Below are 25,829 nucleotides of genomic sequence, written 5' to 3' on the forward strand. Positions count from 1 at the left end.
GCGGTTATCGCTGGATCTCACGATCGCGGTCCAGCGCGTAGGGCAGGTCAAGCAGCCGCAGGCCCGGGCCTTCCAGGCTGCCTAAGCGTACGTCGCCATTATCGGCAGCTTCGGCTTGCAGCACGGCAAGAAGTTCAATGGACTGACCCGCTTTTGCCGCGATGACCACTTCGCCGATCGAACTGTTATGGCTCGGGGAAAACAGTGCGGTGCCTGGCTCGGGTAATTCGGTCGCAGCCAGACTCAGGCGGTACAGGCGACGTTTGAGTTTGCCCAGGTACTGCATGCGCGCGACGATTTCCTGGCCGGTGTAGCAGCCTTTCTTGAAGCTGACGCCGCCCACCGCCTGCAGGTTGAGCATCTGCGGGATGAACAGTTCGCGGGTCTGCGGCATCACCTGGCCGATGCCGGCGCGGACCTGGCCCAGCAGCCATTCATTCAGCTCGGCTTGCGGCAGGCTTGCCGCCAACTGGCTGCGCAGCCCTTCGGCGTGTTCGGCGGGTGCCCAGAGTTCAGCGCGGTCGGGCGACACGCGGATGGCGATCAACGTCTCGGTGCGCGCCACGCTGCCGGTCTCGACCGGCAACGCCAGGCCTAGCGCGGCCAGCGCCTGGTCGGCATGCGCCAGGCCGAAACGCACCCAGGCGGCGCTTTCATCGGTGAGTTTGGATTTGGAGAACACTGCGTATTTCTTCAGGTCCGCCAATTGCGGCTCGAGCAGTTCACTGGCCATGGCCAGGAGCACGCCGTCACCTTGTAGCAGGATGCGAAAACTTGACTGCATCCGGCCTTTTTGCGTGCAGCGCGCGCCCAGGCTGGCCTGGGTGTCACTCAGGTAATTGAGGTTGCAGGTCAGTTGGCCCTGCAGGAATTTGGCAGCGTCCGCGCCGCGGACGGCGAGAACGCCTTCGTGGGACAGCGAGCAGAAGAAAGCAGAGTCGGCCATGGGTCATCGCAGGTCAAAAAGTCATGGGTGCATCATAGAGGGGCGCCCGGCAAATGCATAGTTTCCATGGGGCGCGACCAAAGCCGGCTGTCCCGGTGCCGTCGGGCCTGTATACTTGCGCTCTATTTGAGGAGCGTTCCATGGTCGAAGATGTAGAAATCAATCGCCTCTACTGGCACAGCCGTCGCGGCATGCTGGAGCTGGACGTGTTGCTGGTGCCTTTCACCAAAGAAGTCTACGCGACGCTCAACCAGGTAGATCGCGACCTTTACGTACGGCTGCTGGAATGCGAAGACCAGGACATGTTCGGCTGGTTCATGGAGCGCGCCGAATCGGAAGATCCGGAGCTGCAACGCATGGTTCGGATGATCCTGGACCGTGTCCAGCCCAAGTAACCGTTTTGAATGCCGCTGGCAGGCCTCACGGCTGTTGCTGGCGGCGTATCTGTTTGCGCAGCTGTTCGCACTGGGTGCCTGCCTGGTAGTCGATCTGCCGCTTGCATCCCTTGGCATGCTGGCGTGCCTGGCCCACGCCGCCTGGGTGTTGCCGCGGCATGTGTTGCTGACCCACCGCTCGTCGATTCGGGGCCTGCGCCGCGATGAGGATGGCTGGCAATTGTTCAGCGCCGAGCGCGGCTGGCACAGCGTGCAACTGCGGCCTGACAGCCTGGCGCTGCCGCTGGTCGTGGTGCTGCGCTATCGTGTGCATGGTGAACGATGGGTGCGCTCGACGTGCGTGCCTCACGACGCGCAGACCGCCGATATGCACCGGCGCCTGCGCGTACGCTTGAAGTTCAGTCGCCGTAGGTGGCTGGCACCAGAATAGTGTCGCGGGCCTCAGGCAGCATCTGCGGGTAGTCGAGGGTGTAATGCAGCCCTCGGCTTTCTTTGCGCGCCATGGCCGAGCGGATCATCAACTCGGCGACTTGGGCCAGGTTGCGTAATTCGATCAGGTCGCGGCTGACTTTATAGTTGCTGTAGAACTCGTCGATCTCATCCAGCAGCAAACGCACCCGGTGCTGTGCCCGTTGCAGGCGCTTGTTGGTGCGCACGATCCCCACGTAGTCCCACATGAAGCGCCGCAGCTCGTCCCAGTTGTGCGCGATGATCACGTCTTCGTCCGAATCCGTCACCTGGCTGGCATCCCAGCGCGGCAGGGCGGCCGGCACCGCGATGCGCGGCAGTTGTTCGAGGATGTCCGCCGCCGCCGAGCGCGCATATACAAAGCATTCGAGCAGCGAGTTGCTGGCCATGCGGTTGGCGCCGTGCAGGCCGGTGAAACTGGTTTCGCCAATGGCGTACAGGCCGGGCACGTCGGTGCGGCCATGCTGGTCGACCATCACGCCGCCGCAGGTGTAATGCGCGGCAGGTACGACCGGGATCGGGCCTTTGGTGATGTCGATGTTGAAGGTCAGGCAGCGTTCATAGACGGTGGGGAAGTGCGTCTTGATGAAGGCTTCGGGTTTGTGGCTGATGTCCAGGTAGACGCAGTCGATGCCCAGGCGCTTCATCTCATGGTCGATGGCGCGGGCGACGATGTCGCGCGGTGCCAGCTCGGCACGTGGGTCGAAGCGTTGCATGAAGCGTTCGCCATTGGGCAGCTTCAAGTGTGCACCTTCCCCGCGCAACGCCTCGGTGATCAGGAAACTCTTGGCCTGGGGGTGGTACAGGCAAGTGGGGTGGAACTGGTTGAATTCCAGGTTCGCCACCCGGCAGCCCGAGCGCCAGGCCATAGCGATGCCGTCGCCGCAGGCCCCGTCGGGGTTGCTGGTATAGAGGTAGACCTTGGCCGCGCCACCTGAGGCAAGGATGGTGAAGCGCGCGCCGTAGGTGTCGACTTCGCCGCTGGTGCGGTTGAGCACATAGGCGCCGAGGCAGCGCTCGCCGGGAAGGCCCAGGCGTTTTTCGGTGATCAGGTCGACGGCGACGCACTGCTCCAGCAATTCGATGTTGGGGCGTTGGCGCGCCTGGTCGAGCAAGGTCCTGAAAATGGCGGCGCCGGTGGCGTCGGCGGCATGGATGATGCGGCGGTGGCTGTGGCCGCCCTCACGGGTCAGATGGAACTCGAAGCCGCCGTCATCGCTGCCCGCGTGTTCATCGCGGGTAAAAGGCACACCCTGGTCGATCAGCCATTGGATCGCCTCGCGACTATGCTCGACGGTGAAGCGCACCGCGTCTTCATTGCACAGGCCGCCGCCGGCATTGAGGGTGTCTTCGACATGGGACTGTACGGTGTCGGTGTCGTCCAGTACGGCAGCGACGCCGCCCTGTGCCCAGAATGTCGAACCGTTGGCCAGGTCGCCTTTGCTCAGTACGGCTATACGCAGATGGCTGGGGAGGGTCAGTGCCAGGCTCAGGCCGGCGGCGCCGCTGCCGATCACAAGGACATCGTGTTGAAACTGTTGGCTCATTGAATGGATTCCGCAAAAAGCGATCCGAAGAGGAGGCGCAAGCAGGACGCCTGGATCGGCGAATCAAAGGGGCACACGGACCACTAGTATATAGAGGGGTGGAGCGGCACAATAGCCAGGCGTTCGTGGCATTGTGAGATTACGGTGCACAGCACCCGGTTAAACAGCCAGTCAGCGAGCGGGAACTTTTTGCATAAGCCCCGACTCAATAGCAGGTTGCCCGAAAGCTGGGAAAAACGTTGTGTTTATTGGCCCGTCGGGAGCATTGGACGCGTCAGAAAACCGACGAAAAGATTATTCGCGCAGCCGGCGTTGCCTGAGCTGCGTTTTTCGTGTGTGCCAAATCAGTGCGTGCCGGAAACTTGCTTGAAGGGGGAGAACTTTTGCGAAAAGCCCGAGTCTATGTTTACAAGCCTGATCGTTTAGTTATGCAAGCCTCCTTCGAGTACAACGAGGAGTGTTCATGCTAACCCAGGAAGAGGATCAGCAGCTGGTCGAGCGCGTACAACGCGGCGACAAGCGCGCATTTGATCTGCTAGTGCTGAAATATCAGCACAAAATTCTCGGGTTGATCGTGCGGTTTGTGCACGACACCCATGAAGCGCAGGACGTTGCACAGGAAGCCTTTATCAAGGCGTACCGTGCACTGGGCAATTTCCGCGGTGATAGTGCGTTTTATACGTGGCTATATCGCATCGCCATTAATACGGCGAAGAACTATCTGGTGTCTCGCGGCCGCCGCCCACCAGACAGTGATGTCAGTTCAGAAGATGCTGAATTCTATGATGGTGATCACGGCCTCAAAGATCTCGAGTCGCCGGAGCGTGCGTTGCTGCGCGACGAAATCGAGGGAACCGTTCATCGAACAATTCAGCAACTGCCAGAAGATTTACGTACGGCGTTAACTTTACGTGAATTCGATGGTCTGAGTTACGAAGACATTGCGAGCGTCATGCAATGTCCGGTGGGGACTGTAAGGTCACGGATTTTCCGGGCCCGGGAAGCCATCGACAAAGCCTTGCAACCGTTGTTGCAGGAAAACTAAAGACAGCGGCGACAGCCAAGAGAGGAACCGCCATGAGTCGTGATGCCCTGCAGGAATCGCTGTCCGCAGTGATGGATAACGAAGCGGATGAACTGGAACTTCGTCGAGTGCTCAACGCATTTGATGATGCCCAAACCCGTGACACCTGGTCTCGTTACCAAGTCGCTCGGGCGGTGATGCACAAGGATCTTCTAATCCCTCGTCTGGATATTGCTGCGGCCGTTTCTGCCGCGTTGGCCGATGAAGCCGTTCCGGCTAAAGCTGCTCGTGGTCCATGGCGTAGCCTGGGTCGTCTGGCAGTCGCTGCCTCGGTGACCGTCGCCGTACTGGCCGGTGTTCGTCTGTACAACCAGGACGAAATCGCCGGTGCCGAGCTGGCCCAGCAGACTCAGCAACCGGTCATGGCTGGTCCGCAAGTCAAAGGCCCGGCTGTACTGGCTGGCTACAAGGAAAGCTCTGATACCGCCGGCCCTATGGCTAACGGTGTGCTTCAGGGGCAATCCGGCTGGCAGGACCAGCGTCTCCCAGGCTACCTGCGTCAACATGCACAGGAAGCGGCTGGCAAGAACGCTGAAAGTGCTCTGCCATACGCTCGCGCAGCAAGCCTGGAAAACCGCTGAACCGCTAAGGAGCCCTATGCGCGCCATACCGCTCCTTACGCTCTTGTTCAGTAGTTGGTTTGCACTACCCGCCCATGCCGATGAAGCCCAAGACTGGCTGACTCGACTTGGGCGTGCAGAGCAGCAGCAAAGCTTTCAAGGTACGTTCATCTATGAGCGTAACGGCAGTTTTTCTACCTACGATATCTGGCACCTTGTTCAGAACGGTCAGGTTCGGGAGCGGCTATTGCAGCTCGATGGCTCTGCCCAGGAAATCGTGCGGGTAGAAGGTCACACTCAGTGCGTCAGCGGCACCCTTGTCGCCGGCCTGGGCAATTCCCGTGACAGTGCGTCACGTTCGCTGAACCCGCAAAAACTCAATCAATTCTACGATCTGGCCGTTATCGGCAAATCTCGCGTGGCCGGTCGTAATGCAATTATTGTTTCGATCACCCCGCGCGACCCTTACCGCTATGGTTTCGAGTTGCACCTGGATCGTGAAACCGCGTTACCCCTCAAGTCGTTGCTCCTCAGCGAGCAGGGGCGACTGCTGGAGCGCTTTCAGTTTGTTCGATTGAATACGTCCGCCGCTCCCATTGATCGAGACTTGCAGCCCAGCAGAGACTGCACGCCTGTTGCGATTGGCCGCAGCGAGACATCACAAACGCCCGCCTCCAATGCATGGCACCTGGACTGGTTGCCGCCGGGCTTTGAGCTGAGCAGCACTACATCGCGCAAAGACCCCCAGACAAAAACCACCCTCGACAGCTTGATGTACGACGATGGGCTTGCACGTTTCTCGGTATTTCTTGAACCCGCCGACGGCGCAAGTGTGTCGGAAACCCGCACTCAGCTTGGGCCTACGGTTGCGGTGTCGCGGCATGTGAATACGGTGGACGGGCAGATGATGGTGACGGTTGTCGGGGAAATCCCAATCGGCACCGCCGAGCGCATCGCGTTGTCGGTTCGCGGTGAAAAGGCCGCAGCCAATCCGTGAGTCGTTAATCCAGTGTTCATCCTGATCTTTCACCCTGCTGCCATGCTAGGGTGCCTGTCGAGAGCATGAAATGTCTGGATCAGCATTTTCACTTGCAAAAAATCCTTATGTTTTTTATAGGTCAGGGCTTCTCGGCCCTTGCCTTGTTTTGTTCGCGGAACAAAAAATGCCGGGCGCGGTTTCCGGCTTTTTTTGAACCCTGTCGCTCAACCCTGCTCGTCGTAACGGGAGCTGTATGTCGATACCACGTTTGAAGTCTTACCTATCCATAGTCGCCACGGTGCTGGTGCTGGGTCAGGCCGTGCCCGCGCAAGCGGTCGAGCTGCCTGATTTCACCCAACTGGTGGAGCAGGCCTCGCCTGCGGTGGTGAACATCAGTACCACGCAGAAATTGCCGGATCGCAAAGTTTCGAACCAGCAGATGCCCGACCTGGAAGGCTTGCCGCCGATGCTGCGCGAGTTTTTCGAGCGAGGCATGCCGCAACCACGCACCCCGCGCGGTGGTGGCGGTGGCCAGCGCGAAGCGCAGTCCCTGGGCTCCGGTTTCATCATTTCGCCCGACGGCTATATCCTCACCAACAACCACGTGATTGCCGATGCTGACGAGATCCTCGTGCGCCTGGCCGATCGCAGTGAGTTGAAAGCCAAGCTGGTCGGCACCGACCCGCGTTCCGACGTGGCCTTGCTGAAAATCGAAGGCAAAGACCTGCCGGTGCTCAAACTCGGCAAATCCCAGGACCTGAAAGCGGGCCAGTGGGTGGTGGCGATCGGGTCGCCGTTCGGCTTTGACCACACCGTCACCCAGGGCATTGTCAGCGCCATCGGCCGCAGCCTGCCCAATGAAAACTATGTGCCGTTCATCCAGACCGACGTGCCGATCAACCCAGGCAACTCCGGCGGGCCGCTGTTCAACCTGGCCGGCGAAGTCGTAGGCATCAACTCGCAGATCTACACCCGTTCCGGTGGTTTCATGGGCGTGTCCTTCGCGATTCCAATCGACGTGGCCATGGACGTTTCCAACCAGTTGAAGGCCGGTGGCAAAGTGAGCCGCGGTTGGCTGGGCGTGGTGATCCAGGAAGTGAACAAGGACCTCGCTGAGTCTTTCGGTCTCGATAAGCCGGCGGGTGCACTGGTCGCGCAGATCCAGGACGACGGCCCGGCTGCCAAAGGCGGCCTGCGGGTTGGCGACGTGATCCTGAGCATGAACGGCCAGCCGATCATCATGTCGGCTGACTTGCCGCATCTGGTCGGCGCACTCAAGGCGGGCAGCAAAGCCAAGCTGGAAGTGATTCGTGACGGCAAGCGCCAGAATGTCGAGCTCACCGTGGGGGCAATCCCGGAAGAGGGCGCGACCCTGGATGCCCTGGGTAACGCCAAGCCAGGCGCCGAGCGCAGCAGCAACCGCTTGGGCATTGCCGTGGTTGAGCTGACTGCCGAGCAGAAGAAAACCTTCGATCTCAAGAGCGGTGTCGTGATCAAGGAAGTGCTGGACGGCCCAGCCGCCTTGATCGGCCTGCAACCGGGCGATGTGATCACCCACCTGAACAACCAGGCGATCGATACCACCAAGGAATTCGCCGACATCGCCAAGGCGTTGCCGAAGAATCGTTCGGTGTCGATGCGCGTGCTGCGTCAGGGGCGTGCCAGCTTCATCACCTTCAAGCTGGCCGAGTAACCTTCCAGCCCAATAAAAAGCCCCGCCATCGGTGAATGATGGCGGGGCTTTTTTGTGGGCGATGGGTTTAGCTCATCATCCCTTTCACCAGGCGTTCCTGTTCGATCAACTCGCGCTGGCGTGCATCGATGCGCGAGGACAGTGGAAAATTATTGCCTGCGCGGCGCTTGGCAAAGTCCAGTTGCTGGATGGCTTGCTGGAAGTCGCCCACCAGGGCGAAATATTCGGCGCGTGCCTGGTGCAGGCCGATGATATTGCCCGACAAGCCACGGGTCTCGGCGACCTGATACCACACGTCCGGATCATCCGGGCGGGACTTGAGCAAGCCATCCAGGGCTTTCTCTGCATCAGCGGTGCGATTCTGCTTGAGTAGCAGATCTACGCGTACCTGGTTCAGCGGGTAGTTGCTGGGGTACTGGGCAAGCATGCGGTCAGTGCGTTGTTGTGCGTCTGGCATGCGATTGCTGGTGATGTCCAGCTCGATCTGCGCCAGGTTGTAGGTGATGTCGTTGGGCGCTTTGGCCAGCAGCGGTGCCAGGCTCTCCCGTGCTTCCTTGAGCTGGGTGCCCTTGATCTGGGCGATGGCCAGGCCATAACGCGCCACATCGTTCTTCGGGTTCTCGTCCAACTGGGCCTGGAAGCGCTTGGCGGCGAGGCCTGGCGTGTCTTCGTACTTCAATTGCACCCGAGCGCGGATTAACTGATAGCGCAGGCTGTCTTCCTTTCCGCCGGGTTTGGCCTGCTCGGCGCGGTTGCGGGTGTCGGCGATCCGCGATTCCGTCACCGGGTGCGTCAACAGGAATTCCGGCGGCTTCGCGTCGAAGCGGTACTGGCGCATCAGGCGCTCGAACATGGTAGGCATGGAGCGCGGGTCGTAGCCGGCTTTCTCCAGGTTGAGGATGCCAATACGGTCGGCCTCCTGTTCATTCTGCCGAGAGAATCGACGCTGCTCCTGGATCGCGGCGGCCTGGGAGCCGGCAATCGCGGCGATGCCTGCATCGCCAGCGCCGGCTGCGGCAGCAATGATGCCGCCGAGCAGGGCAGCCATCATCGGGATCTGCATGCGCGACTGCGCTTCCACGCCTCGAGCAAAGTGGCGCTGGGACAAATGCGCCAATTCGTGAGCCAGCACTGATGCGTACTCACCTTCGGTCTGGGCATTGAGGAACAAGCCGCCATTGACCCCGACGATCCCGCCGGGTGCGGCGAAGGCGTTGAGTTGTGGGCTGTTGATCAGGATGAATTCCAGGCGCCGGTCATTGACTTGGCTGGTCTCCACCAGCTTGTACACGCTGGTTTCGACGTAGTCCTTGAGCTGCGGGTCGTTGAGTTGCGAGACCTGGCCGCGCAGGTAGGCCAGCCAGGCGCGGCCCAGTTGATATTCCTGTTGCGGCGAGACAATGGCAGAACTGGCGTCGCCAAGTGAGGGCAGCTCGTCAGCGAAGGCCGGGGAGGCCAGCAGGCAGGCCAGCGTCAGCAGGGTAGGGCGCAGGAAAGTCATGCACAAAGCCTTTCGACAAAGAGCTTACTGTAGCCGGACACTGAGCTTCGGACCAGATATTCTAAGCAGCTCAAATGTTTGCCTGGAGTAACACCATGACCGACGCTGTAGCCTTTGACGCCGAACTCGACGCCAGCGGCCTCAACTGTCCGCTGCCCTTGCTCAAGGCCAAGCTGGAGCTCAATCGACTGGCCAGCGGGGCTGTACTCAAAGTGACCGCCACGGACGCAGGCTCCCAGCGCGACTTCCGCACCTTTGCCAAGCTGGCGGGCCACACGCTGGTCCAGGAAGAAGAAGCGGCAGGTGTGTACCGTTATTGGTTGCGCAAAGCCTGATGGCTTTATTGGCTGAAGATCAGCCCTTGTTCAGCGCCTGCGCCGCCGCCAAGACCGCGTCCACATGCCCTGGCACTTTCACGCCGCGCCATTCCTGACGGAGCACACCTTCGCTGTCGATCAGAAAGGTGCTGCGATCCACGCCCAGGTATTCCTTGCCGTACAGCTTCTTCAGCTTGATCACATCAAACAGCTGGCACACCGCTTCGTCCTTGTCACTGATCAGCTCGAACGGAAACGCCTGCTTACTCTTGAAGTTTTCATGGGACTTCACGCTGTCGCGCGACACGCCAAACACTTCGGTATTGGCGGCCTGGAACGCGGCGTGTTGGTCGCGGAAACCCTGGCCCTGGGTTGTGCAGCCTGGGGTGCTGTCTTTCGGGTAGAAATAGAGCACCACTTGCTTGCCCTTGAGGGCCGCAAGGCTGAAGGTCTGGCCGCTGGTGGCGTGGGCTTCGAAATCGGCTACGGGTGTGTCGATGGCTACCGGCATGGGCAAGTCCTTACATGGGGTTCTGTGGGCGCCAAGGCTCGATCAGGGCGTCAAGGTTCAGGGCGTCGGCGAAATCCAGGAACTGGTCGCGTAGCCAACTGATCTGCACGCCGGCCGGCAAGGTCACGGTGAAGGTGGCGTTGAGCATGGTGCCGCCGGTTTGTGGCGCCTGATAGGTGTCGCAGGTCAGGTTCTCCAACTCGACGTTGTGGTCGATAAAGAACTGGCACAACTCGTTGACGATGTCCGAGCGGTAGGCCGAGCTGACATACGCCACGTAAGGCAGGGCCTGCGGGCGATTTTCCAGGGCTGCGCTGCGCACCACGTTAACGGTGAAGTCGTGCTTCTTGGCCAGGCCAGGCAGGCCGGTCTCCAGGCGCGCCAAGGCGTCCCAACTGCCGGAAATCTGCAGCACCAGCGCACTGCATTCGCCATGGCGGGTCAGGCGCGAGGTCACGACGGCGCAGCGGTTTTCATGGCTGGCGCGGCACAGGACGTTGGTCAGCTCCATGGGGTTGGCGCCGAGGGCACTGATAACAAGGAATTGTTCGCGAACTGTGGGGGTGGACATGCAGCCTTCCTAAAGCGATGAGCGGTCGATACCGTCAGAGCTGTATCGATCAAAGGATGAAGGGTAGCGAAAACCGTCGCCAAGGGCTAGGAGGTGGCGTTTTCATTACGTGAACGGCGTGCTTCACCCGGTGCTTTGGCCCAATGATGGCATTGCCCGTCGTTTAGTTACGCCAGAACGCATCGTCGCACGGTACTTCGCTTGTACAAGCATCTTGGCGCCAGTACCATTACGGCTCTCTTTTTCCGGCAGGAGCGGTTGCATGATTGCGGGCAGTATGGTGGCACTGGTCACACCCATGGATGCACAAGGTCATCTCGACTGGGACAGCCTGGGCAAACTGGTGGACTTCCACCTGCAAGAAGGCACCAACGCCATCGTAGCGGTCGGCACCACAGGTGAATCGGCCACCCTCGATGTGGAAGAACACATCCAGGTGATCGAGTTCGTGGTCAAGCGCGTTGCGGGCCGAATCGCCGTGATCGCCGGTACCGGCGCCAACTCGACGCGTGAAGCAATCGAGCTGACCAAAAACGCCAAGAAGGCCGGCGCCGATGCGTGCCTGCTGGTGACTCCGTATTACAACAAGCCGACTCAGGAAGGCCTGTACCAGCACTTTCGCACCATTGCCGAAGCTGTCGACATCCCGCAGATCCTCTACAACGTACCCGGCCGCACTGCGTGCGATATGAAAGCCGAGACGGTGATCCGCCTGTCCACCGTGGCGAACATCATCGGTATCAAGGAAGCCACCGGCGACCTGCAGCGCGCCAAGGACATCCTGGCCGGCGTGAGCAGCGATTTCCTGGTGTATTCCGGTGACGACGCCACCGCGGTCGAGCTGATCCTGCTGGGCGGCAAGGGCAACATTTCCGTGACCGCCAACGTCGCCCCGCGTGCCATGAGCGAAATGTGCGCCGCCGCCATTGCCGGTGACGCCGCGACCGCACGTGCGATCCACGAGAAGCTGATGCCGCTCAACAAGACACTGTTTATCGAATCCAACCCTATTCCCGTGAAGTGGGCGCTGTTTGAGATGGGCCTGATGCCGGACGGTATCCGTCTGCCGCTCACCCGGCTCAGCGAAGCCTGTCACGAACCGCTGCGACAGGCCCTGCGCCAGTCCGGCGTCCTGGTTTAATTGAGGAAGCACTACGCATGAAGCGATTGGCCGGACTTTCCGCACTTGCCTTGATTATCTCCAGCACCAGTGGCTGCGGTTGGGTATGGGGCCCGGAAGGCTACTTCCGTGACCGTGGCAGCGATTACCTGGAAGCGCAAGCAACCAAACCGATGCAACTGCCGCCTGACGTGAGCGTCGCCAAGCGCCTCGACCCGCTGCTGCCGATTCCGCGCAATGTCGCCGACGACACCGTCAAGGGCGAATACGTGGTGCCACGCCCGCAACCGATCACGGCGGTGGCCGATGCCAGCGACTACAGCCTGCAGAAGAGTGGCGACAACCGCTGGATCGTGGCTCAGCGCCCACCCGCCGAAGTCTGGCCGGTGGCCGTGCAGTTCTTCCAGGACAACGGTTTTCGTCTCGACCAACAGCGTCCGCAGACCGGTGAGTTCACCACCGCCTGGCAGCGCGGCAGCGAACTGTCCGCCAACATGGCCCAGCGTCTGCAGGCCAGTGGTGTAGCCGCCGATAACGAAGCCCGTGTGCGAGTACGCATCGAGCCTGGCGTGCAACGCAATACCAGTGAAGTCTATGTGGTCAGCGCCGAGCGTCCTGCCGGCAGCACCGCCAACGTCGATTTCACCAACCGCTCGGTCAATACCGGTGTCGACGCCGCGCTGGTCGACGAGATGCTGGCCAGCATGAGCCGTATCTCCGAGAAGGGCGGCTCGGTTTCCCTGCTCGCCGCACGCGATTACGACACACCGAGCCGCGTCAGCCTTACCGAAGATGGCAGCGGCAACGTGGTGCTGAACCTGGGTGAAGACCTGGATCGTGCCTGGGCCAGCGTCGGTCGCGCGTTGGAGCAGGGTCCTTGGCGCGTTGAAGACATCAACCGCAGCCTGGGCCTGTACTACATAAACGTGGCTGAAAAGGCCGAGAAAAAGGACGACGAGCCAGGTTTCTTCGGCAAATTGTTCGGCAGCCAGCCGACCAAGGAAGAAGTCGAGACCCGCGCCGAGCGCTACCAGGTTCGTTTGAGCAAGGTTGGCGAGAGCGTGCAAGTCACGGTCGAGAAGAACATCAACACCGTCGCGCCAGCTGAAACAGCGCGCAAAGTGTTGGGCGTGATTCAGGACAACCTGGGCTGATCCGATGCGTTTTGCTGTTCTCGGTAGCGGTAGCCAAGGGAACGGCACGCTGGTCGCCCACGACGACACGTACGTACTGGTGGATTGTGGTTTCTCGTTAAGAGAAACCGAGCGGCGCCTGCTGCGCCTGGGGGTTCACCCCGCGCAGCTGAGCGCGATTCTGGTGACCCACGAACATGCCGATCACGTGCATGGCGTGGGTTTGCTGTCTCGGCGCTACAATCTTCCGGTGTACCTGAGTCGCGGCACGTTGCGCGGGATGCGCAAACCCGTTGAACCCGCAGGTTTCCTGGCGGGAGGCGAGCAACTGCAGATCGGTGCCCTGAGCATCAGTGTTGTCGCGGTCGCTCACGATGCCCAGGAACCCACGCAATATGTATTCAGTGACGGCGAGCGGCGCTTCGGTGTGCTCACCGACCTGGGTTCCTACTGCGCCAAGGTGCTGGACGGTTACCGCGACCTCGATGCCTTGATGATCGAGTCCAATCACTGCCGAGACCTGCTGGCTCGCGGTCATTACCCCTACTTTCTCAAGCAGCGGGTGGGCGGCGAACTGGGACATTTGAACAACCACCAGGCGGCGTACCTGGTGTATGAGTTGGGCTGGCAAGACCTGCAACACCTGGTCCTGGCCCACCTGAGCAGCAAGAACAACCTGCCGACGCTTGCCCGGCAATGTTTTGTCGACACCCTCGGGTGCGACCCGGACTGGCTGCAACTGGCCGATCAAGATTCAGGGCTCGACTGGCGACATATCGCCTAGCCCACTTCACTCAAAGCGGAGCCCATCATGGAAAAACGTGAAGAACTCTACCGCGGCAAAGCCAAGTCGGTATACAAGACCGACGACGCCAACCGCCTGATCCTGCTGTTTCGCAACGACACCTCGGCGTTCGACGGTAAGCGCATCGAGCAGCTTGATCGCAAGGGTATGGTGAACAACAAGTTCAACGCTTTCATCATGCAGAAACTCGAAGAGGCCGGTATTCCGACCCAATTCGACAAACTGCTGGGCGACAACGAGTGCTTGGTCAAGAAGCTCGACATGATCCCCGTCGAATGCGTCGTGCGTAACTACGCTGCCGGCAGCCTGGTCAAACGCCTGGGCGTGGAAGAGGGCCTCAAGCTCAATCCCTACACCTTCGAACTGTTCCTGAAGGACGACGCCAAGGGCGACCCGTTCATCAACGAATCCCACGTCGTGGCATTCGGCTGGGGCACTGCTGAACAATTGGCGCGCATGAAAGAGTTGTCCCTCAAGGTCAACGACGTGCTGAGCAAACTGTTCGACGACGCCGGCCTCTTGCTGGTGGACTTCAAACTCGAATTCGGCGTGTTCCACGACGGCTCCATCGTCCTGGGCGACGAATTCAGCCCTGACGGCTGCCGCCTGTGGGACAAGGACACCAAGAAGAAGATGGACAAAGACCGCTTCCGCCAGGGCCTCGGTGATGTTATCGAAGCCTACGAAGAAGTCGCCAATCGTCTCGGCGTACCGCTTTAATCGACGCAAGCATCTGATAGCACGGAAAAAAATCTCAACAGAGCTTTGCTTCCACGAAACAGGCTGTTATGATGCGCGCCGTTGGAGAGATGCCAGAGTGGCCGAATGGGACGGATTCGAAATCCGTTGTACCTTCACCGGTACCTAGGGTTCGAATCCCTATCTCTCCGCCATTATTTATAAACGAAAACCCCCAATAACTTTGATGTTGTTGGGGGTTTTTGTTTTTGTAGCAGAAATGCTCAGATGAATTCTGCTACGGTCATCATCAGCTGATGACAATGTGGGTCGATCATGAATTTTGAAAAAGTGCTCACATATTTACAGACTAATCTTCCAGGCCTGTTGGCTGTGTACGTCTTTGGTAGCCAGGTGACGGGGGAGGCCAATGCTGACAGCGATCTTGACTTGGCTGCGCTGATTGAAGGGAGCATTGACCCGCTGCACTTGTGGCGTCTATCTGGAGAGTTGGCGGATATCGTCAAAGTCCCTGTCGATCTGCTGGACTTGCGTGCGGCTTCGACGGTCATGCAATACCAAATCATAACGACAGGGCGTCGACTCTGGAGTAGGGACAGTCAGGCTGGTATTTTTGAAAGCTATATTCTCAGCGAGAAAACCGCGCTGGATACTGCCAGGGCTGAGCTGCTAGTCGACATTCATAAGGACGGAACGGTATATGGTCGATGATGTACTCATTAACAAGGCTGCCAGCATCGAGCGTTGTGTTGCTCGAGCTCGCGAGGAATACGAAAAAGATCCTGCCAGTTTCGCCACCGATTTTACCCGTCAGGATGCGGCCATTCTCAATATTCAGCGCGCCTGCGAGGCTGCTCTGGACATGGGGCAGCACCTGATTCGTCGTGAGCGCCTGGGCGTTCCCCAGGGCGCTCGTGATGTGTTCGAATTGCTGGCACAGGGCGGATGGGTGAATCCTTCTTTATTGACCAACCTGAAAAATATGGTCGGTTTCCGCAACATCGCAGTGCATGAGTATCAGACGCTTCAGTTGCCGATCACGGTTGCCATCATTACTAAACACCTGGGCGATTTTCTGGCATTCAGTTCATATGTTTTAACCAGGGATTCGGGCCAGCCGCCCGCTTCGAAAGACGCCCCGTAATGCGTTACCGCGTCCGTAGCTGGCAGCTAAACCTCAGTCACCAGATCGGGCGTGTAAGGCAATCGGCTCCGCTCGCCTACAGAGTGCGACGCATGAAGCTTCGGTTTTTTACCCTTTGATTCTGCTGGCGGCTTTTTATCGGTTTCCCGCACCGTTTCCCGTGGCCTCTTCTTCGCCTCGTCCGCAGTTACATATTCCCCTGTGACGGCATCTCGATATCTTGTTGGCATATAAGCTCCCTGAAAGTATGTCGCCACACCAGCGACCTTCTCAGGCTAGTCCAAGGAATTACGCACGCCCGTCTTGCGCTGGGAATTCTCATTACCAGGCTTTTCAATAAGCATGTTCAATAATCATCCACGCTCAAAATGAAAAAGCCTGCTGAACTCACGCTCAGCAGGCTTTTTTCGCGGATTCAACCCGCTCAGGCAGGCTGCGCCACCAGGCTATTACTCACCTTGCGCCCCAGCACCAATACCGTCGCAAAACCACATCCCACCAACACCGTCGCCAGGCTCAACAACACCGAGCTACCCATCTGATCGACAATCCGCCCACCAAAGAACGAGCCCAGGGCAATGATCACCTGAAACAGCGCGACAAACAGTGGCATGCCGCGCTCCACGTCCTTGGGTGCCACGACAAACATCCAGATGCTGGCGCAGGCCGGGAACGCACCGAAGGCGAAGCCCCAGAGGGCGATCAGCATCGCGGCGCCGGTCATGCCGGTGGCGAAGTAGGGGAACAGCGCGGTGCTGGTGCCGATCATCAGCGCGACCAGCAGCAGAGTGTTGCGTACGCTGCGGTTGGCGGCGAAGCCGGCGAAGACGTTACCCATCACGCCCGCTACGCCATACAGCAGCAACAGTGAACCAATCGTCGGGCTGTCAAAGCCTGAACTGTTTTTGAAAAACGGCGCGACATAGGTGTACGCGGCAAAGTGTGCCAAGCCGATCAGCAGTACGGCGATCAACCCGACCCGAGCTTGTGGGTTGATGAACAAGGCCGGCAGGTCGCGGATCTGAATGGCTTTTTCCGGGGTGAGTCGGGGCAGCAGGAAAACCTGCGCCAGCAACACCGGAATGCCCACCAGTGCGGTGACCAGGAAGGTCATGCGCCAGCCCATCAGGCCGCTGAGCCAGGTGCCGACAGGCACGCCCAGTACGGTGGCCAGGGTCACGCCCATCATGATGATTGAGGTGGCTTTCGCAACGCCCACGCCCTTGGGCGCCAGCCGTCCGCTGAGCGCAATGGCCGTGGCCCAGAAGCCGCCAATGCTGATGCCGAGCAGTACACGACCGAACAGCAACAGGTTGAAATCACTGGCGAAGGCCACCACCGAGTTGGCGATGATCATCACCAACGTCAGGCCGATCAGCAGATAGCGACGGTCCATGGTGCCGATGCTGACCGACAGAAACGGCGCGGCAAGCGCTGCCATGATACCGGGCAGGGTTACCATCAGGCCGGCGTGACCGGCGCTGATGCCCAGATCGCTGGCGACATCGTTGAGCACGCCTACCGGGAGAAATTCGCTGGTCACCAAGGCGAATGCGCCCACGGCGACCGAGAGAATCGCCAGCCACTGCTGTTTGACACTTTGTTGGTTATGTTCGGGAAGCCCGCTAGGGGCCTGGCTCGCGCTTGGCATGGGATTGGGTTCCAACAGGAATGTCGCCTGAAGCCAGGCGGGGGAGGGAATTCGGAAGGGATTATAGGAAGCAGTGTGGGCAATCGGGCAGGCGCTCGTTTCGATAGTAATCATCAGTGCCATCGATGTGACGAGGCGTGCACTTATTCAATCAGCGAGAAGAAATACCAAGAGCCTGCTGACCCGTTTTCAGCAGGCTGTTTTATCCAGTGTTGGACGTTAACTCTCATCTCCCTGCAACAACGCCGTGTAGTCTTGCCCGCCGTAAAATATCCCCACTATCGATACCGTTTCGCAGCCAGCCCTCACCCTGAAAGCAATGAGGGTGGTGCGACGATAATGGGTGATGCGCAAGCCTGTCAGCAGGTCGTCACGGCGCAGGCCACGCAAGGGAAACAGGGCAAGGCTTTCACAGTAGCTGACGAGGTTGTCGATAAAACGCGCAGCCACAGGCGGGGAGCCGACATCGCTGATGTAGTCTTCGAGGGCATCGAGTTGCGCCAGGGCTTCAGGCGAAAAGACTACCGAGTAGCTCACGCTTTCCCTGTGCCTTTGCGCTGACGTTTGACTGCCATGTGTTCGCGGACCTGTTCAGCGGATAGCCCGAGCTCAGGCTCAGCCTCGAGGGCGGTCGCTGCCGGAATGACTTCATCCCTCAGCCAGTCGTCCATGGCGCGGTCACGTGCCAGCAGCACGCGCAGTCCGTCGCGAATCACTTCACTTTCGCTGGCATATTCGCCGGCAGCCACCTTGGCCTTGACCAGGGCAGCCATTTCAAGGGGCAACGTGATGCTCATTTGCTGGGTTGAGCGCATTTGGATGTCCGCCAGAGGTGAGTAGGATTCAATCCTACTTGACCATTGGCGCGATGCAAGAAGCAGCTGATCGATGCCGATATCCGGCGTCTCGTCGTCCATCCAGAAGTGATAGGTTTCCATGCGGTGTTGCCTCTCCCGTTGTGTAGGTAAGGCTGCAAGTATTGACCCGTTTTGGCGATTGCGTGGTCTGGGGACGCTGATAAGCTACTGATATGTATGACTTCATATGTGTAACAGAGCTATCTCGGCCAGCTCCCCCCGGCACGCATGGCATCCCACCGGCTCCCATACGATAATGCCCGCCACCCCGACCACTTTGGCCTGCCTCCCGTGATCATCAACTTCGACCTCAACGACCTCCAAGCCTTCCGCGCCGTGGTAGACAAGGGCAGTTTTCGCGGCGCTGCCGAGGCCATCCGGATCTCCCAGCCGGCCCTCAGCCGGCGTATCGAAAAACTGGAATCCGCGCTCGACGTCAAACTGTTCGAGCGCACCACGCGGCGGGTTAGCCTGACCATGGTCGGGCGGGCGTTCCTGCCCCAGGTCGAACGCATGCTCGACGACCTCGACATCGCCTTGATGGGCATCAGTAACGTCGCGTCCACGCGCATGGGCAACGTCACCATCGCCTGCGTGCCGTCCACCGCGTATTACTTCATGCCGCACGTCATCTCCGAATTCCACAAGCTGTATCCGAAAATTCGCCTGCGGGTGCTGGATGCCAGTGCCGGTGAAGTGTGCAATGCGGTGGAGAGTGGCGAAGCGGATTTTGGCGTGAGTTTCAGCGGCAGCCTGGCCGATGAAGTGGAGTTCGAGTTGTTGCTGCAGGAGCGCTATGTGCTGGCCTGTCGTCGTGACCATCCGTTGGCCGCGCGTGAGAGCGTGACGTGGACCGAAGCCTATGAGCATGACTACATCACGGTGGACAAAACCTCGGGCAACCGCTTCCTGCTGGACCAGGCCCTGCGCGGCGTGCGTGTGAAAAAGCCGAGTATCTGCGAGACCCACCACGTGACTACCATGATCGGGTTGGTGGAGGCGGGGTTGGGCGTGGCGATGGTGCCGTCGATTGCGATGCCGGCGTGCGAACACCCGATCCTGGTGAGCGTGCCGCTGGTGGAACCGCAGGTGATGCGCAATGTGGGCTTGATCAAGCGCCGCGGGCGGACATTGCCGCCGGCGGCGCTGGAGTTGGAGCGGCTGGTGCGGGAGATGCCGTTTCGGTCAGCGTGACACCGAGTCCAGGCCGGTGGACTGCACCACCGGTTGAGCTTCGGGCGACGCCATGAACTGCAGCAGCGCCTTGGCCTCTTGCGGATGTTCGGCGTTTACCGGAATGCCCGCTGCAAAACGCGTAACGGACTGCACGTCTTCCGGGATCTTACCTACAAACGTCACGCCCTTGACCGGCAACAATTCCGCCACCTGCTGCAAGCCTACTTCGTAGTCACCCTTGGCCACCTGTTCGCCCACCGGCACCCGTTCGATCATAGTGCCCTTGGCGGGCATGCCGAGCTTTTTGAACAGCTCTTTCTCGACATACACACCGCTGGCGCTGTCCGAATACGCCACTGACTTGGCCTTGCTCAACACGGCCTTGAGTTCGGCATCGGTGCCGATCGATGGTTTGACCGCGCCTTCCTTGACCACCAAGCCAATCCGCGAATCCGCCAGTTCCACGCGGGAGGCGGGGTCGACCTTGCCTTGTTTGATCAGCTCATCCAGGGCGTAGCCGACCATGATCACCACATCGGCGTGTTCGCCACGGGCCAGGCGGTTGGGAATCGCTTCCGGCGCCTTGCCCATGGACGGGCCGAGGATAGTGTCGAGGGTGTCGCCGCTGTGCTTGGCATATTGCGGGCCGAGCAATTTATACGCGGCAGTGAAGCCACCGGAGGTCATCACCTTGAGTTCCTCAGCCTGGGCTGACAGCGCCAGGGCGCCGAGGACCAAGGCCGTGAGGGTTTTGAACAGCGGCTTCATTGTGCGGCCCCCTGCATGACCTGGCCACGGGCATTGGCGCGGCGATACAGCGCCAGGGTAGAACACAGGGCACACAGCGCAGCGAATATCATCCAGTAAGCCGGCGACGCTTTATCTCCGGTGATGTGAATGAACCAGGTGGAGATCGCGGGCGTGAAGCCACCGAACACCGCAGTTGCCAGGCTGTAGGCCAGGGAGAAGCCTGCGACGCGCACTTCTACCGGCATGATTTCAGTCAGCGCCGGGATCATCGCGCCGTTGTACATGCCGTAGAGGAAGGAGAACCACAACAGGGTCTCCAACATATGCGCAAAGCTTGGCGCGTTGACTACGTAGGACAACGCAGGATAAGCCGTAAGAACGGTCAGCACCGTCATGGCCACCAGCACCGGCTTGCGGCCGAAGCGGTCGCTCAGGGTGCCGCCGATCGGCAGCCAGACAAAGTTCGACACCGCTACCAGCAACGTCACCAGCAGCGCGTCGGAGGTGCTCAGTTGCAGCACGGTCTTGCCGAAGGTCGGTGCGTACACGGTGATCAGGTAGAACGCGGTGGTGGTCATGGCCACCATCAGCATGCCGCCAATCACCACGGTCCAGTTTTTCACCAGGGTGGCCATCACTTCACGCATGGTCGGGCGGTGCTTGCGGTTGGCGAACTCTTCGGTTTCCTGCAGGTTGCGCCGCAGCACGAAGATAAACGGAATGATCACGCAACCGACGGCGAACGGAATGCGCCAGCCCCAGTCGGCGACGACGGCCGGCTCCATCCATACGTTCAAGCCATAGCCCAGTGCGGCCGCAACCACAATCGAGATCTGCTGGCTGCCCGACTGCCAGCTGGTATAGAAGCCCTTGCGGCCCGGGGTGGCCATCTCGGACAGGTACACCGATACACCGCCCAATTCCGCACCGGCCGAGAAGCCCTGCAGCAAACGCCCCAGCAGCACCAGCAACGGTGCCCACAGGCCAATGGTTTGATAACCGGGCACAAGCACGATCAACAGCGTGCCGCTGGCCATGATCGACAGGGTCACGATCAAGCCTTTGCGCCGACCCACGTCATCGATATAGGCACCCAGGATGATCGCGCCCAACGGCCGCATCAGGAAGCCCGCACCGAACACGGCGAAGGTCATCATTAATGATGCAAATTCATTGGCGGCGGGGAAGAAGGCAGCGGCGATGTAGGTGGCGTAGAAGCCGAACAGAAAGAAATCGAACTGTTCGAGAAAGTTGCCCGAAGTAACGCGCAGTACGGCGCCTACTTTCGAGGAAGCAGCCGCAGGCCGGGAAGGGCTAGTCATGGTTTTGTGTCTCCAGCGTTCTTTTTAAAGTGCTTGTTTCGCTTAAGACTTGGGATAGTGGCTGACACATTTAGAAATGATAAGTGACAAATTTGGATAGATTGATGCGTCTTGGCTATTAATCGAAAGAGCCGTCGGAATTGTCGGTCCTGTTCTACGCTTGAAGCTGGGTTCAATGCTTACGAATGGGAGGTGGCTATGGGTGAGGAACACAAACAGCACAATGAGCCGGAGCGTGAACGGCCTCGGCAACGACCTGAGGAAGAAAAACCGCAAACCTGGAAGCATCCCGACGATGGGACTGAGCTTTCAGAGCGGGATCAGGAATTCCCTTTGAAACCGTGATGTCAGGGACGACGCGAGCCAACTGTGCAAACCCGATGCGTCGACCGACATAGACGCCGCCCCGTTGCCTTTCTAAACTGCGGCTTGTCTTGGGGAAGGGGCAGGCGCCGATGAATCGCAATGAATTACGCAAGGCCGATATCAACCTGATGGTGGTCTTCGAAGCGCTGATGCTCGAGCGCAACGTGACCCGGGTGGCGGAGAAGCTGTTTCTCGGCCAGCCGACCATCAGCTCGGCCCTCAATCGTCTGCGCACTTTGTTCAATGACCCGTTGTTCATTCGCGTCGGCCACCGCATGGAGCCCACCGCACGCGCCGAAAAAATCATCCAGCACTTGTCGCCGGCCTTGGATTCGCTGTCGTCGGCCCTGAGCCTGACCCATGATTTCGACCCGTCCATCAGCACCATGACCTTTCGTATCGGCCTGTCCGATGACGTTGAGTTCGGCCTGCTGCCGCCGTTGCTGCGGGCTCTGCGCCAGGAGGCGCCGCAGGTGGTGTTCGTGGTACAGCATGTGGATTACTGGCGCATTCCCGACCTGCTGGCCTCCGGCGATATCACCGTCGGCATCACCCAGACCCGCGGCCTGCCTGCGAATGCCAAGCGTAAACTGTTGCGGCATATCCGGCCTTGCCTGTTGCGCGCCGATGCGTCCGACACACCGCTGACCCTCGACGAATATTGCGCACGGCCCCATGTGCTGGTGTCCCACACCGCCAACGTGGCCGGGTTTGCCGATGAATGGCTGGCGGAGATCGGCCGCAAGCGGCACGTGGTGCTGTCGGTGCCGCAATACAGCTCGCTACCGGCGCTGCTCGCCGGCACCGATATGATCGCCAGCCTGCCGGACTACACGGCCCAGGCCATGGCCGCCGGCGGGAACCTGTTCTGCGAGGCGTTTCCATTTGAAACGCCGACCCTGGACTTGTCGATGGTCTGGCTCAGCCACGTCGACACCGACCCGGCAGAACGCTGGATGCGCTCGCGGCTGGAGGCGTTCATGAGTGATCGAGGGCTCGGCGTCCAAGTCTGACCCACCGTTTCGCAAAGAAGCCGCAGGGAGCAACAAGCTGCCAGCGCCAAGCTGACAGCCATCCCGGCATCGCTTGCCGCTTTAACTTGCCGCTTGCAGCTGCTCCTCACACACCTTCACCACTTGCTCGCGAAACCAGGTATTGGCGTTGTCCTGTTCGCTGGTTTCATTCCACTGCATATCCAGGGTGAAGCCCGGCAGACCATTCGGCGCTTCGCAAAACCCGTACGCCGCAGTCGACGCCAGCAGCTTTTGCACGCGGCGGGGCAGGGTCACGATGAAGTCGGTGCCGCTGATCATCTTCAACGCCGCGCTATAGCTGTTGGCCCGCGCGATCACCTGGCGTTTGTGGGCCTGGCGCGCCAGCCAGCCGTCGATCATGTTGGTGTCGGACGTCCAGGGCGTGGGAAACACGTGGCGCCGCTCGACGAAGGCCTGCAGGCTGAATGCCGGTTCCCGGGGCGCCGCGCGTTTATCGAAGACGCATACCAGGTCATCTTCGAGCAGCATTTGGGTCTTGAAGTCTTTATGGGCACGGTGAAAATTGGGGCCGAAACAGATCACCAGGTCGAGGCGGCCTTCGCGCAAGTCGTCGGCGGGAATCTCGGCTTCCAGCTTGCGCACGTTGACGATCACCGGCAGGTCGGCGCGGTCGAAGTTTTTCAGCAGGCGCGGCAGGATCAGCTGTTCGAAGTATTCCGGGGCGCACACATTGAAGGTCACGGCCTCGCGGGTCGGGTCGAAGGCCTGGCCACCGGCGTGGCACAGGTTGATGCTTTCGAGGATTTTCTGCACATGGCCGTACATCGTGGTGGCCTTATACGTCGGACGCATGCCCGCGCGGGTGTTGATAAACAGCTCGTCTTCGAAACTGGTGCGCAGTTTCTTCAGGCTGTAGCTCACGGTGGATTGGCTGACGAACAGCGTCTCGGACACGTCGGTAACGCTGCTCTGGTCGTAGACAGCGATAAACACCATCAAGTCCTGCATATCGAGCTTTCTGAGCAAGTTACTGTTTAGCATCGGTTCCGTCCGTAAAACCCTTTGTACCGAACTCAGTACAAGACTGCGCAAAATGTTAACGGAACGCTCGTACCAATAGAAAGCTCTGTAGGACTCTTCTATGTTTTGGGTGGGACAAAAAGTGTTTACAACACGACCTCAGCGGATATGCCGCGCGTAATGTGCGGGATTGAAGCGCGTGACCATCAGCAGCATCACCGCCACCACGGCCGCCAATGACCACCAGGCCCATTCGAAGCTGCCCAATTGGTCGCGGATCATCCCGGCGATCAGCGGCGAGAGGCCGGCGATCAGGTAGCCGATGCCCTGCACGAACGCGGTCAGGCCACCGGCACGGCGCGGGTTGTCGAGGTGGTCGAGGGACAGGATCAGGCTCATCGGAAACAGGCCGCCGATTCCCAGGCCAAGCAGGCATGGCCACACCAGGCTCAGGTGCTGCGGGCTGAGGATCAGGCCGCAGAAGCCGATGATGATCAGCACCAGCAATACCGCGACCACGCCGCGTTTATCCCGGCGGCGATTGGCGATGGCGGGGGTTGCCAGGCCGGAGACGACCTCCATGGCGGTCAGCAAACCCAGCAGCAAACCGGCCTGCTGTTCGCTCCAGCCTTGCTCGACGTAATACGGCGCCAGCCACGCCAGCACACAGGTGTAGCACGCCGTGCCAAGGCCGAAAAACAGCGCCAGCAGCCAGGCCCGGCGATTGCCGAAAAACGACGCCTGCGGGCCGCTGTCGACCTGCGGCAAGGGCGGCAACGCCGAGCGCTGGGCGTACCAGAACACCAGCCCCAGCAGCGCCAGCCCCGCCCATATCGCAAGACCCATGCGCCAACTGCCGGTGTGCACTTGCACAAAGGGCGCAAACGAGGCGGCCAATGCCGCGCCGCCCATGATTGCGGTGACATACAGGCCCATGAACAACGAAACGTCAGCGTTGAAGCGCGACTTGATCAGCGCCGGCATCAACGCCTGGATCAGCGCGATCCCGATGCCTGCGGCAATGGCGCTGACAATCAGCTCCAGCGCCGAATCCAGCCACAGCCGCGACACTGTCGCCACGCCGATCACCAGCAACGACACCACGATACTGCGGTGTTCGCCAAAGCGCCTGGCCAGGCCCATGCCAAAGAACATCGCCAGGCCCATGCCCATCACCGGCAACATGGTCAGCAAGGCCGCGCTGCTGAAATTCAGCGGCACCTCAGCGCGAATCGACGACAACAAAGGCCCCACGGCCGCCATCGACGGGCGCAGGTTGAAGGCGACCAGCACCACACTGATCATCAGCCACACGGCGGTGGTGGGTTTTGCCTGAACGTTTTCCATGGGCCTGCCTTGAATGAACCAGGGCGCATCAGGCCACGGTGGGCGAGGGCAGGCAAATGAGAAAGTCGTTGGAGCTATTGAAAAAATGCTTTATGCCCCAGCCAATTGCGCAAATGGCCACAGCACTGAGGATTCAATGTGGGAGGGGGCTTGCTCCCGATAGCGGTGTATCAGTTAAAGAGGCTCCAACTGAACCAGCGCCATCGGGAGCAAGCCCCCTCCCACAAGTTTGACCCTGTTGTGTCAGTAGCCAACGGTGAAGCGTTTGCGCGAGTGTTTGGGGGTTTCCACTTCATCGAGCATGGCAATGGCGTAGTCGGCAAAACTGATCGAGCTTGTCCCGTCACTGTTGACCAGCAGATCATCCTGGCCCAGGCGGAATTTACCGGTGCGCTCGGTTCCATCGAACAGGGCCGACGGCGACAGGAAGGTCCAATCCAGCTCCTTTTCCTGGCGCAGCGTTTCCAGGAACTCGGCCCCCGCACTGGCTTCAGTTTTGTATTCAGCCGGGAAGCCCGGGCTGTCGATCACCCGGCTGCCGTCCGGCAGCAGCAGCGAGCCGGCGCCACCCACCACCAACAGTCGTTTGACCCCGGCCTTCTTGACCGGGCCGATCACGGCGCTGGCGGGCAAGGTGGCGAAGTGCGCCGCACTGATCACCACATCGTTGCCGCTCACGGCCTGTTGCAGGGCATCGGCGTCCAGGGCATCGACGCCTTTGGCTGTGACGCCAGGGCGCCCGGCCAGGGTGTCGGTATTGCGCGCGATGGCAGTGACGGTATGCCCACGGCGCAGCGCTTCTTCCAGCAGTTGGCTACCGGCACGGCCGGTGGCACCAATGATTGCGATCTTGCTCATGACGTTCTCCAGTC

At 60.0% G+C, this 25,829-nt stretch carries 28 protein-coding genes and 1 tRNA gene; 16 read left to right on the plus strand and 13 right to left on the minus strand.

The annotated features are described in order from the left end of the window. Window positions 1-4 precede the first annotated feature (4 nt). Window positions 5-946, minus strand: coding sequence for a folate-binding protein YgfZ (locus C4J93_RS07585; RefSeq protein ID WP_124429000.1), 942 nt, complete (start codon window positions 944-946; stop codon window positions 5-7). Window positions 947-1,086: 140 nt separating this feature from the next. Between C4J93_RS07585 and C4J93_RS07590 the strand changes: the two genes are divergently transcribed. Continuing rightward, a complete protein-coding gene (locus C4J93_RS07590; RefSeq protein ID WP_003189444.1) occupies window positions 1,087-1,341 on the plus strand; it encodes a succinate dehydrogenase assembly factor 2 in 255 nt (84 codons plus the stop codon). Continuing rightward, entirely contained in the window at window positions 1,325-1,771 is a 447-nt protein-coding gene (locus C4J93_RS07595; RefSeq protein ID WP_124429001.1) for a protein YgfX, read from the plus strand. Before C4J93_RS07590 ends, C4J93_RS07595 begins: the two co-directional genes overlap by 17 nt. On the opposite strand, the gene nadB is transcribed toward C4J93_RS07595, so the two are convergent. Continuing rightward, window positions 1,740-3,356 (minus strand): L-aspartate oxidase, encoded by a 1,617-nt coding sequence (nadB, locus tag C4J93_RS07600; RefSeq protein WP_124369955.1) that lies wholly within the window; start codon window positions 3,354-3,356, stop codon window positions 1,740-1,742. The two genes, C4J93_RS07595 and nadB, sit on opposite strands and share 32 nt — an antisense overlap. Before the next feature lie 463 nt (window positions 3,357-3,819). On the opposite strand from nadB, the gene rpoE reads away from it, so the two are divergent. From rpoE to C4J93_RS07620, 4 genes are all read left to right on the plus strand, one after another. After that, window positions 3,820-4,401: an RNA polymerase sigma factor RpoE gene (gene rpoE, locus C4J93_RS07605; protein WP_003172477.1), complete on the plus strand. Its 582-nt coding sequence runs from the start codon at window positions 3,820-3,822 to the stop codon at window positions 4,399-4,401. Window positions 4,402-4,433: 32 nt separating this feature from the next. Beyond that, window positions 4,434-5,021, plus strand: a complete 588-nt coding sequence (locus C4J93_RS07610) for a sigma-E factor negative regulatory protein (RefSeq protein WP_057723059.1) — start codon at window positions 4,434-4,436, stop codon at window positions 5,019-5,021. 16 nt (window positions 5,022-5,037) lie between these two features. Beyond that, on the plus strand, window positions 5,038-5,997 hold the full coding sequence (locus C4J93_RS07615) for a MucB/RseB C-terminal domain-containing protein (protein WP_124369957.1): 960 nt from the start codon (window positions 5,038-5,040) through the stop codon (window positions 5,995-5,997). A gap of 235 nt (window positions 5,998-6,232) precedes the next feature. Continuing rightward, window positions 6,233-7,672 carry a DegQ family serine endoprotease gene (locus tag C4J93_RS07620; RefSeq protein WP_124361734.1) on the plus strand — a complete coding sequence of 480 codons (1,440 nt, stop codon included), beginning with the start codon at window positions 6,233-6,235 and terminating at the stop codon, window positions 7,670-7,672. Window positions 7,673-7,739: 67 nt separating this feature from the next. On the opposite strand, the gene C4J93_RS07625 is transcribed toward C4J93_RS07620, so the two are convergent. Further along, window positions 7,740-9,173, minus strand: coding sequence for a M48 family metalloprotease (locus C4J93_RS07625; protein ID WP_124369958.1), 1,434 nt, complete (start codon window positions 9,171-9,173; stop codon window positions 7,740-7,742). Between the two features lie 95 nt (window positions 9,174-9,268). On the opposite strand from C4J93_RS07625, the gene C4J93_RS07630 reads away from it, so the two are divergent. After that, window positions 9,269-9,508, plus strand: a complete 240-nt coding sequence (locus C4J93_RS07630) for a sulfurtransferase TusA family protein (RefSeq protein WP_124361736.1) — start codon at window positions 9,269-9,271, stop codon at window positions 9,506-9,508. A 19-nt stretch (window positions 9,509-9,527) separates the two neighbouring features. On the opposite strand, the gene C4J93_RS07635 is transcribed toward C4J93_RS07630, so the two are convergent. Together C4J93_RS07635 and C4J93_RS07640 are read right to left on the minus strand one after the other, a co-directional pair. Continuing rightward, complete coding sequence (locus C4J93_RS07635) at window positions 9,528-10,001, minus strand: peroxiredoxin (protein ID WP_124429002.1); 474 nt, start codon at window positions 9,999-10,001, stop codon at window positions 9,528-9,530. Between the two features lie 10 nt (window positions 10,002-10,011). After that, window positions 10,012-10,572 carry a glycine cleavage system protein R gene (locus tag C4J93_RS07640; protein ID WP_003189463.1) on the minus strand — a complete coding sequence of 187 codons (561 nt, stop codon included), beginning with the start codon at window positions 10,570-10,572 and terminating at the stop codon, window positions 10,012-10,014. 262 nt (window positions 10,573-10,834) lie between these two features. Here C4J93_RS07640 and dapA point away from each other — a divergent pair, with 262 nt between their 5' ends. From dapA to C4J93_RS07675, 7 genes are all read left to right on the plus strand, one after another. Further along, window positions 10,835-11,713 carry a 4-hydroxy-tetrahydrodipicolinate synthase gene (dapA, locus tag C4J93_RS07645; protein ID WP_124429003.1) on the plus strand — a complete coding sequence of 293 codons (879 nt, stop codon included), beginning with the start codon at window positions 10,835-10,837 and terminating at the stop codon, window positions 11,711-11,713. 17 nt (window positions 11,714-11,730) lie between these two features. Then, on the plus strand, window positions 11,731-12,846 hold the full coding sequence (gene bamC, locus C4J93_RS07650) for an outer membrane protein assembly factor BamC (RefSeq protein ID WP_124361739.1): 1,116 nt from the start codon (window positions 11,731-11,733) through the stop codon (window positions 12,844-12,846). A 4-nt stretch (window positions 12,847-12,850) separates the two neighbouring features. Continuing rightward, a complete protein-coding gene (locus tag C4J93_RS07655) occupies window positions 12,851-13,609 on the plus strand; it encodes an MBL fold metallo-hydrolase (RefSeq protein ID WP_124369961.1) in 759 nt (252 codons plus the stop codon). A gap of 27 nt (window positions 13,610-13,636) precedes the next feature. After that, window positions 13,637-14,350: a phosphoribosylaminoimidazolesuccinocarboxamide synthase gene (gene purC / locus C4J93_RS07660; RefSeq protein ID WP_003172493.1), complete on the plus strand. Its 714-nt coding sequence runs from the start codon at window positions 13,637-13,639 to the stop codon at window positions 14,348-14,350. Window positions 14,351-14,433: 83 nt separating this feature from the next. Then, a tRNA-Ser gene (locus C4J93_RS07665) sits at window positions 14,434-14,523 on the plus strand. 121 nt (window positions 14,524-14,644) lie between these two features. Further along, window positions 14,645-15,040: a nucleotidyltransferase domain-containing protein gene (locus C4J93_RS07670; protein ID WP_124429004.1), complete on the plus strand. Its 396-nt coding sequence runs from the start codon at window positions 14,645-14,647 to the stop codon at window positions 15,038-15,040. Further along, window positions 15,030-15,473, plus strand: a complete 444-nt coding sequence (locus C4J93_RS07675; RefSeq protein WP_124361742.1) for a DUF86 domain-containing protein — start codon at window positions 15,030-15,032, stop codon at window positions 15,471-15,473. The genes C4J93_RS07670 and C4J93_RS07675 overlap by 11 nt, the downstream gene beginning before the upstream one ends. Before the next feature lie 424 nt (window positions 15,474-15,897). Here C4J93_RS07675 and C4J93_RS07685 read toward each other — a convergent pair whose 3' ends face one another. The 3 genes from C4J93_RS07685 to C4J93_RS07695 all read right to left on the minus strand — a co-directional run bounded on the left by C4J93_RS07685 (window position 15,898) and on the right by C4J93_RS07695 (window position 17,939). After that, complete coding sequence (locus tag C4J93_RS07685; protein ID WP_124429005.1) at window positions 15,898-17,124, minus strand: MFS transporter; 1,227 nt, start codon at window positions 17,122-17,124, stop codon at window positions 15,898-15,900. 219 nt (window positions 17,125-17,343) lie between these two features. Next, window positions 17,344-17,661, minus strand: a complete 318-nt coding sequence (locus C4J93_RS07690) for a type II toxin-antitoxin system RelE/ParE family toxin (RefSeq protein ID WP_124406536.1) — start codon at window positions 17,659-17,661, stop codon at window positions 17,344-17,346. After that, the gene (locus tag C4J93_RS07695; RefSeq protein ID WP_177412808.1) at window positions 17,658-17,939 is read right to left on the minus strand and encodes a type II toxin-antitoxin system ParD family antitoxin; all 282 of its coding nucleotides are present in this window, start codon (window positions 17,937-17,939) and stop codon (window positions 17,658-17,660) included. The genes C4J93_RS07690 and C4J93_RS07695 overlap by 4 nt, the downstream gene beginning before the upstream one ends. 333 nt (window positions 17,940-18,272) lie before the next feature. Here C4J93_RS07695 and C4J93_RS07700 point away from each other — a divergent pair, with 333 nt between their 5' ends. Next, complete coding sequence (locus tag C4J93_RS07700) at window positions 18,273-19,175, plus strand: LysR family transcriptional regulator (protein WP_065886461.1); 903 nt, start codon at window positions 18,273-18,275, stop codon at window positions 19,173-19,175. On the opposite strand, the gene C4J93_RS07705 is transcribed toward C4J93_RS07700, so the two are convergent. Beyond that, window positions 19,167-19,925, minus strand: coding sequence for a substrate-binding domain-containing protein (locus C4J93_RS07705; RefSeq protein WP_124366227.1), 759 nt, complete (start codon window positions 19,923-19,925; stop codon window positions 19,167-19,169). The genes C4J93_RS07700 and C4J93_RS07705 overlap by 9 nt on opposite strands. Continuing rightward, window positions 19,922-21,229: an MFS transporter gene (locus C4J93_RS07710; protein WP_124369999.1), complete on the minus strand. Its 1,308-nt coding sequence runs from the start codon at window positions 21,227-21,229 to the stop codon at window positions 19,922-19,924. The genes C4J93_RS07705 and C4J93_RS07710 overlap by 4 nt, the downstream gene beginning before the upstream one ends. A gap of 455 nt (window positions 21,230-21,684) precedes the next feature. On the opposite strand from C4J93_RS07710, the gene C4J93_RS07715 reads away from it, so the two are divergent. Beyond that, on the plus strand, window positions 21,685-22,608 hold the full coding sequence (locus C4J93_RS07715; RefSeq protein ID WP_124429006.1) for a LysR substrate-binding domain-containing protein: 924 nt from the start codon (window positions 21,685-21,687) through the stop codon (window positions 22,606-22,608). Between the two features lie 81 nt (window positions 22,609-22,689). Here the strand turns inward: C4J93_RS07715 and C4J93_RS07720 are convergent, their stop codons facing one another. The 3 genes from C4J93_RS07720 to C4J93_RS07730 all read right to left on the minus strand — a co-directional run bounded on the left by C4J93_RS07720 (window position 22,690) and on the right by C4J93_RS07730 (window position 25,815). Next, a complete protein-coding gene (locus C4J93_RS07720; protein ID WP_124366229.1) occupies window positions 22,690-23,631 on the minus strand; it encodes a LysR family transcriptional regulator in 942 nt (313 codons plus the stop codon). Between the two features lie 138 nt (window positions 23,632-23,769). Then, on the minus strand, window positions 23,770-24,957 hold the full coding sequence (locus tag C4J93_RS07725) for a cyanate transporter (protein WP_124429007.1): 1,188 nt from the start codon (window positions 24,955-24,957) through the stop codon (window positions 23,770-23,772). Between the two features lie 243 nt (window positions 24,958-25,200). Further along, window positions 25,201-25,815 (minus strand): NAD(P)-dependent oxidoreductase, encoded by a 615-nt coding sequence (locus C4J93_RS07730; protein ID WP_124409292.1) that lies wholly within the window; start codon window positions 25,813-25,815, stop codon window positions 25,201-25,203. Window positions 25,816-25,829: the final 14 nt, after the last annotated feature.

This window comes from Pseudomonas sp. R2-37-08W, assembly GCF_003851705.1.
Lineage (GTDB): Bacteria > Pseudomonadota > Gammaproteobacteria > Pseudomonadales > Pseudomonadaceae > Aquipseudomonas.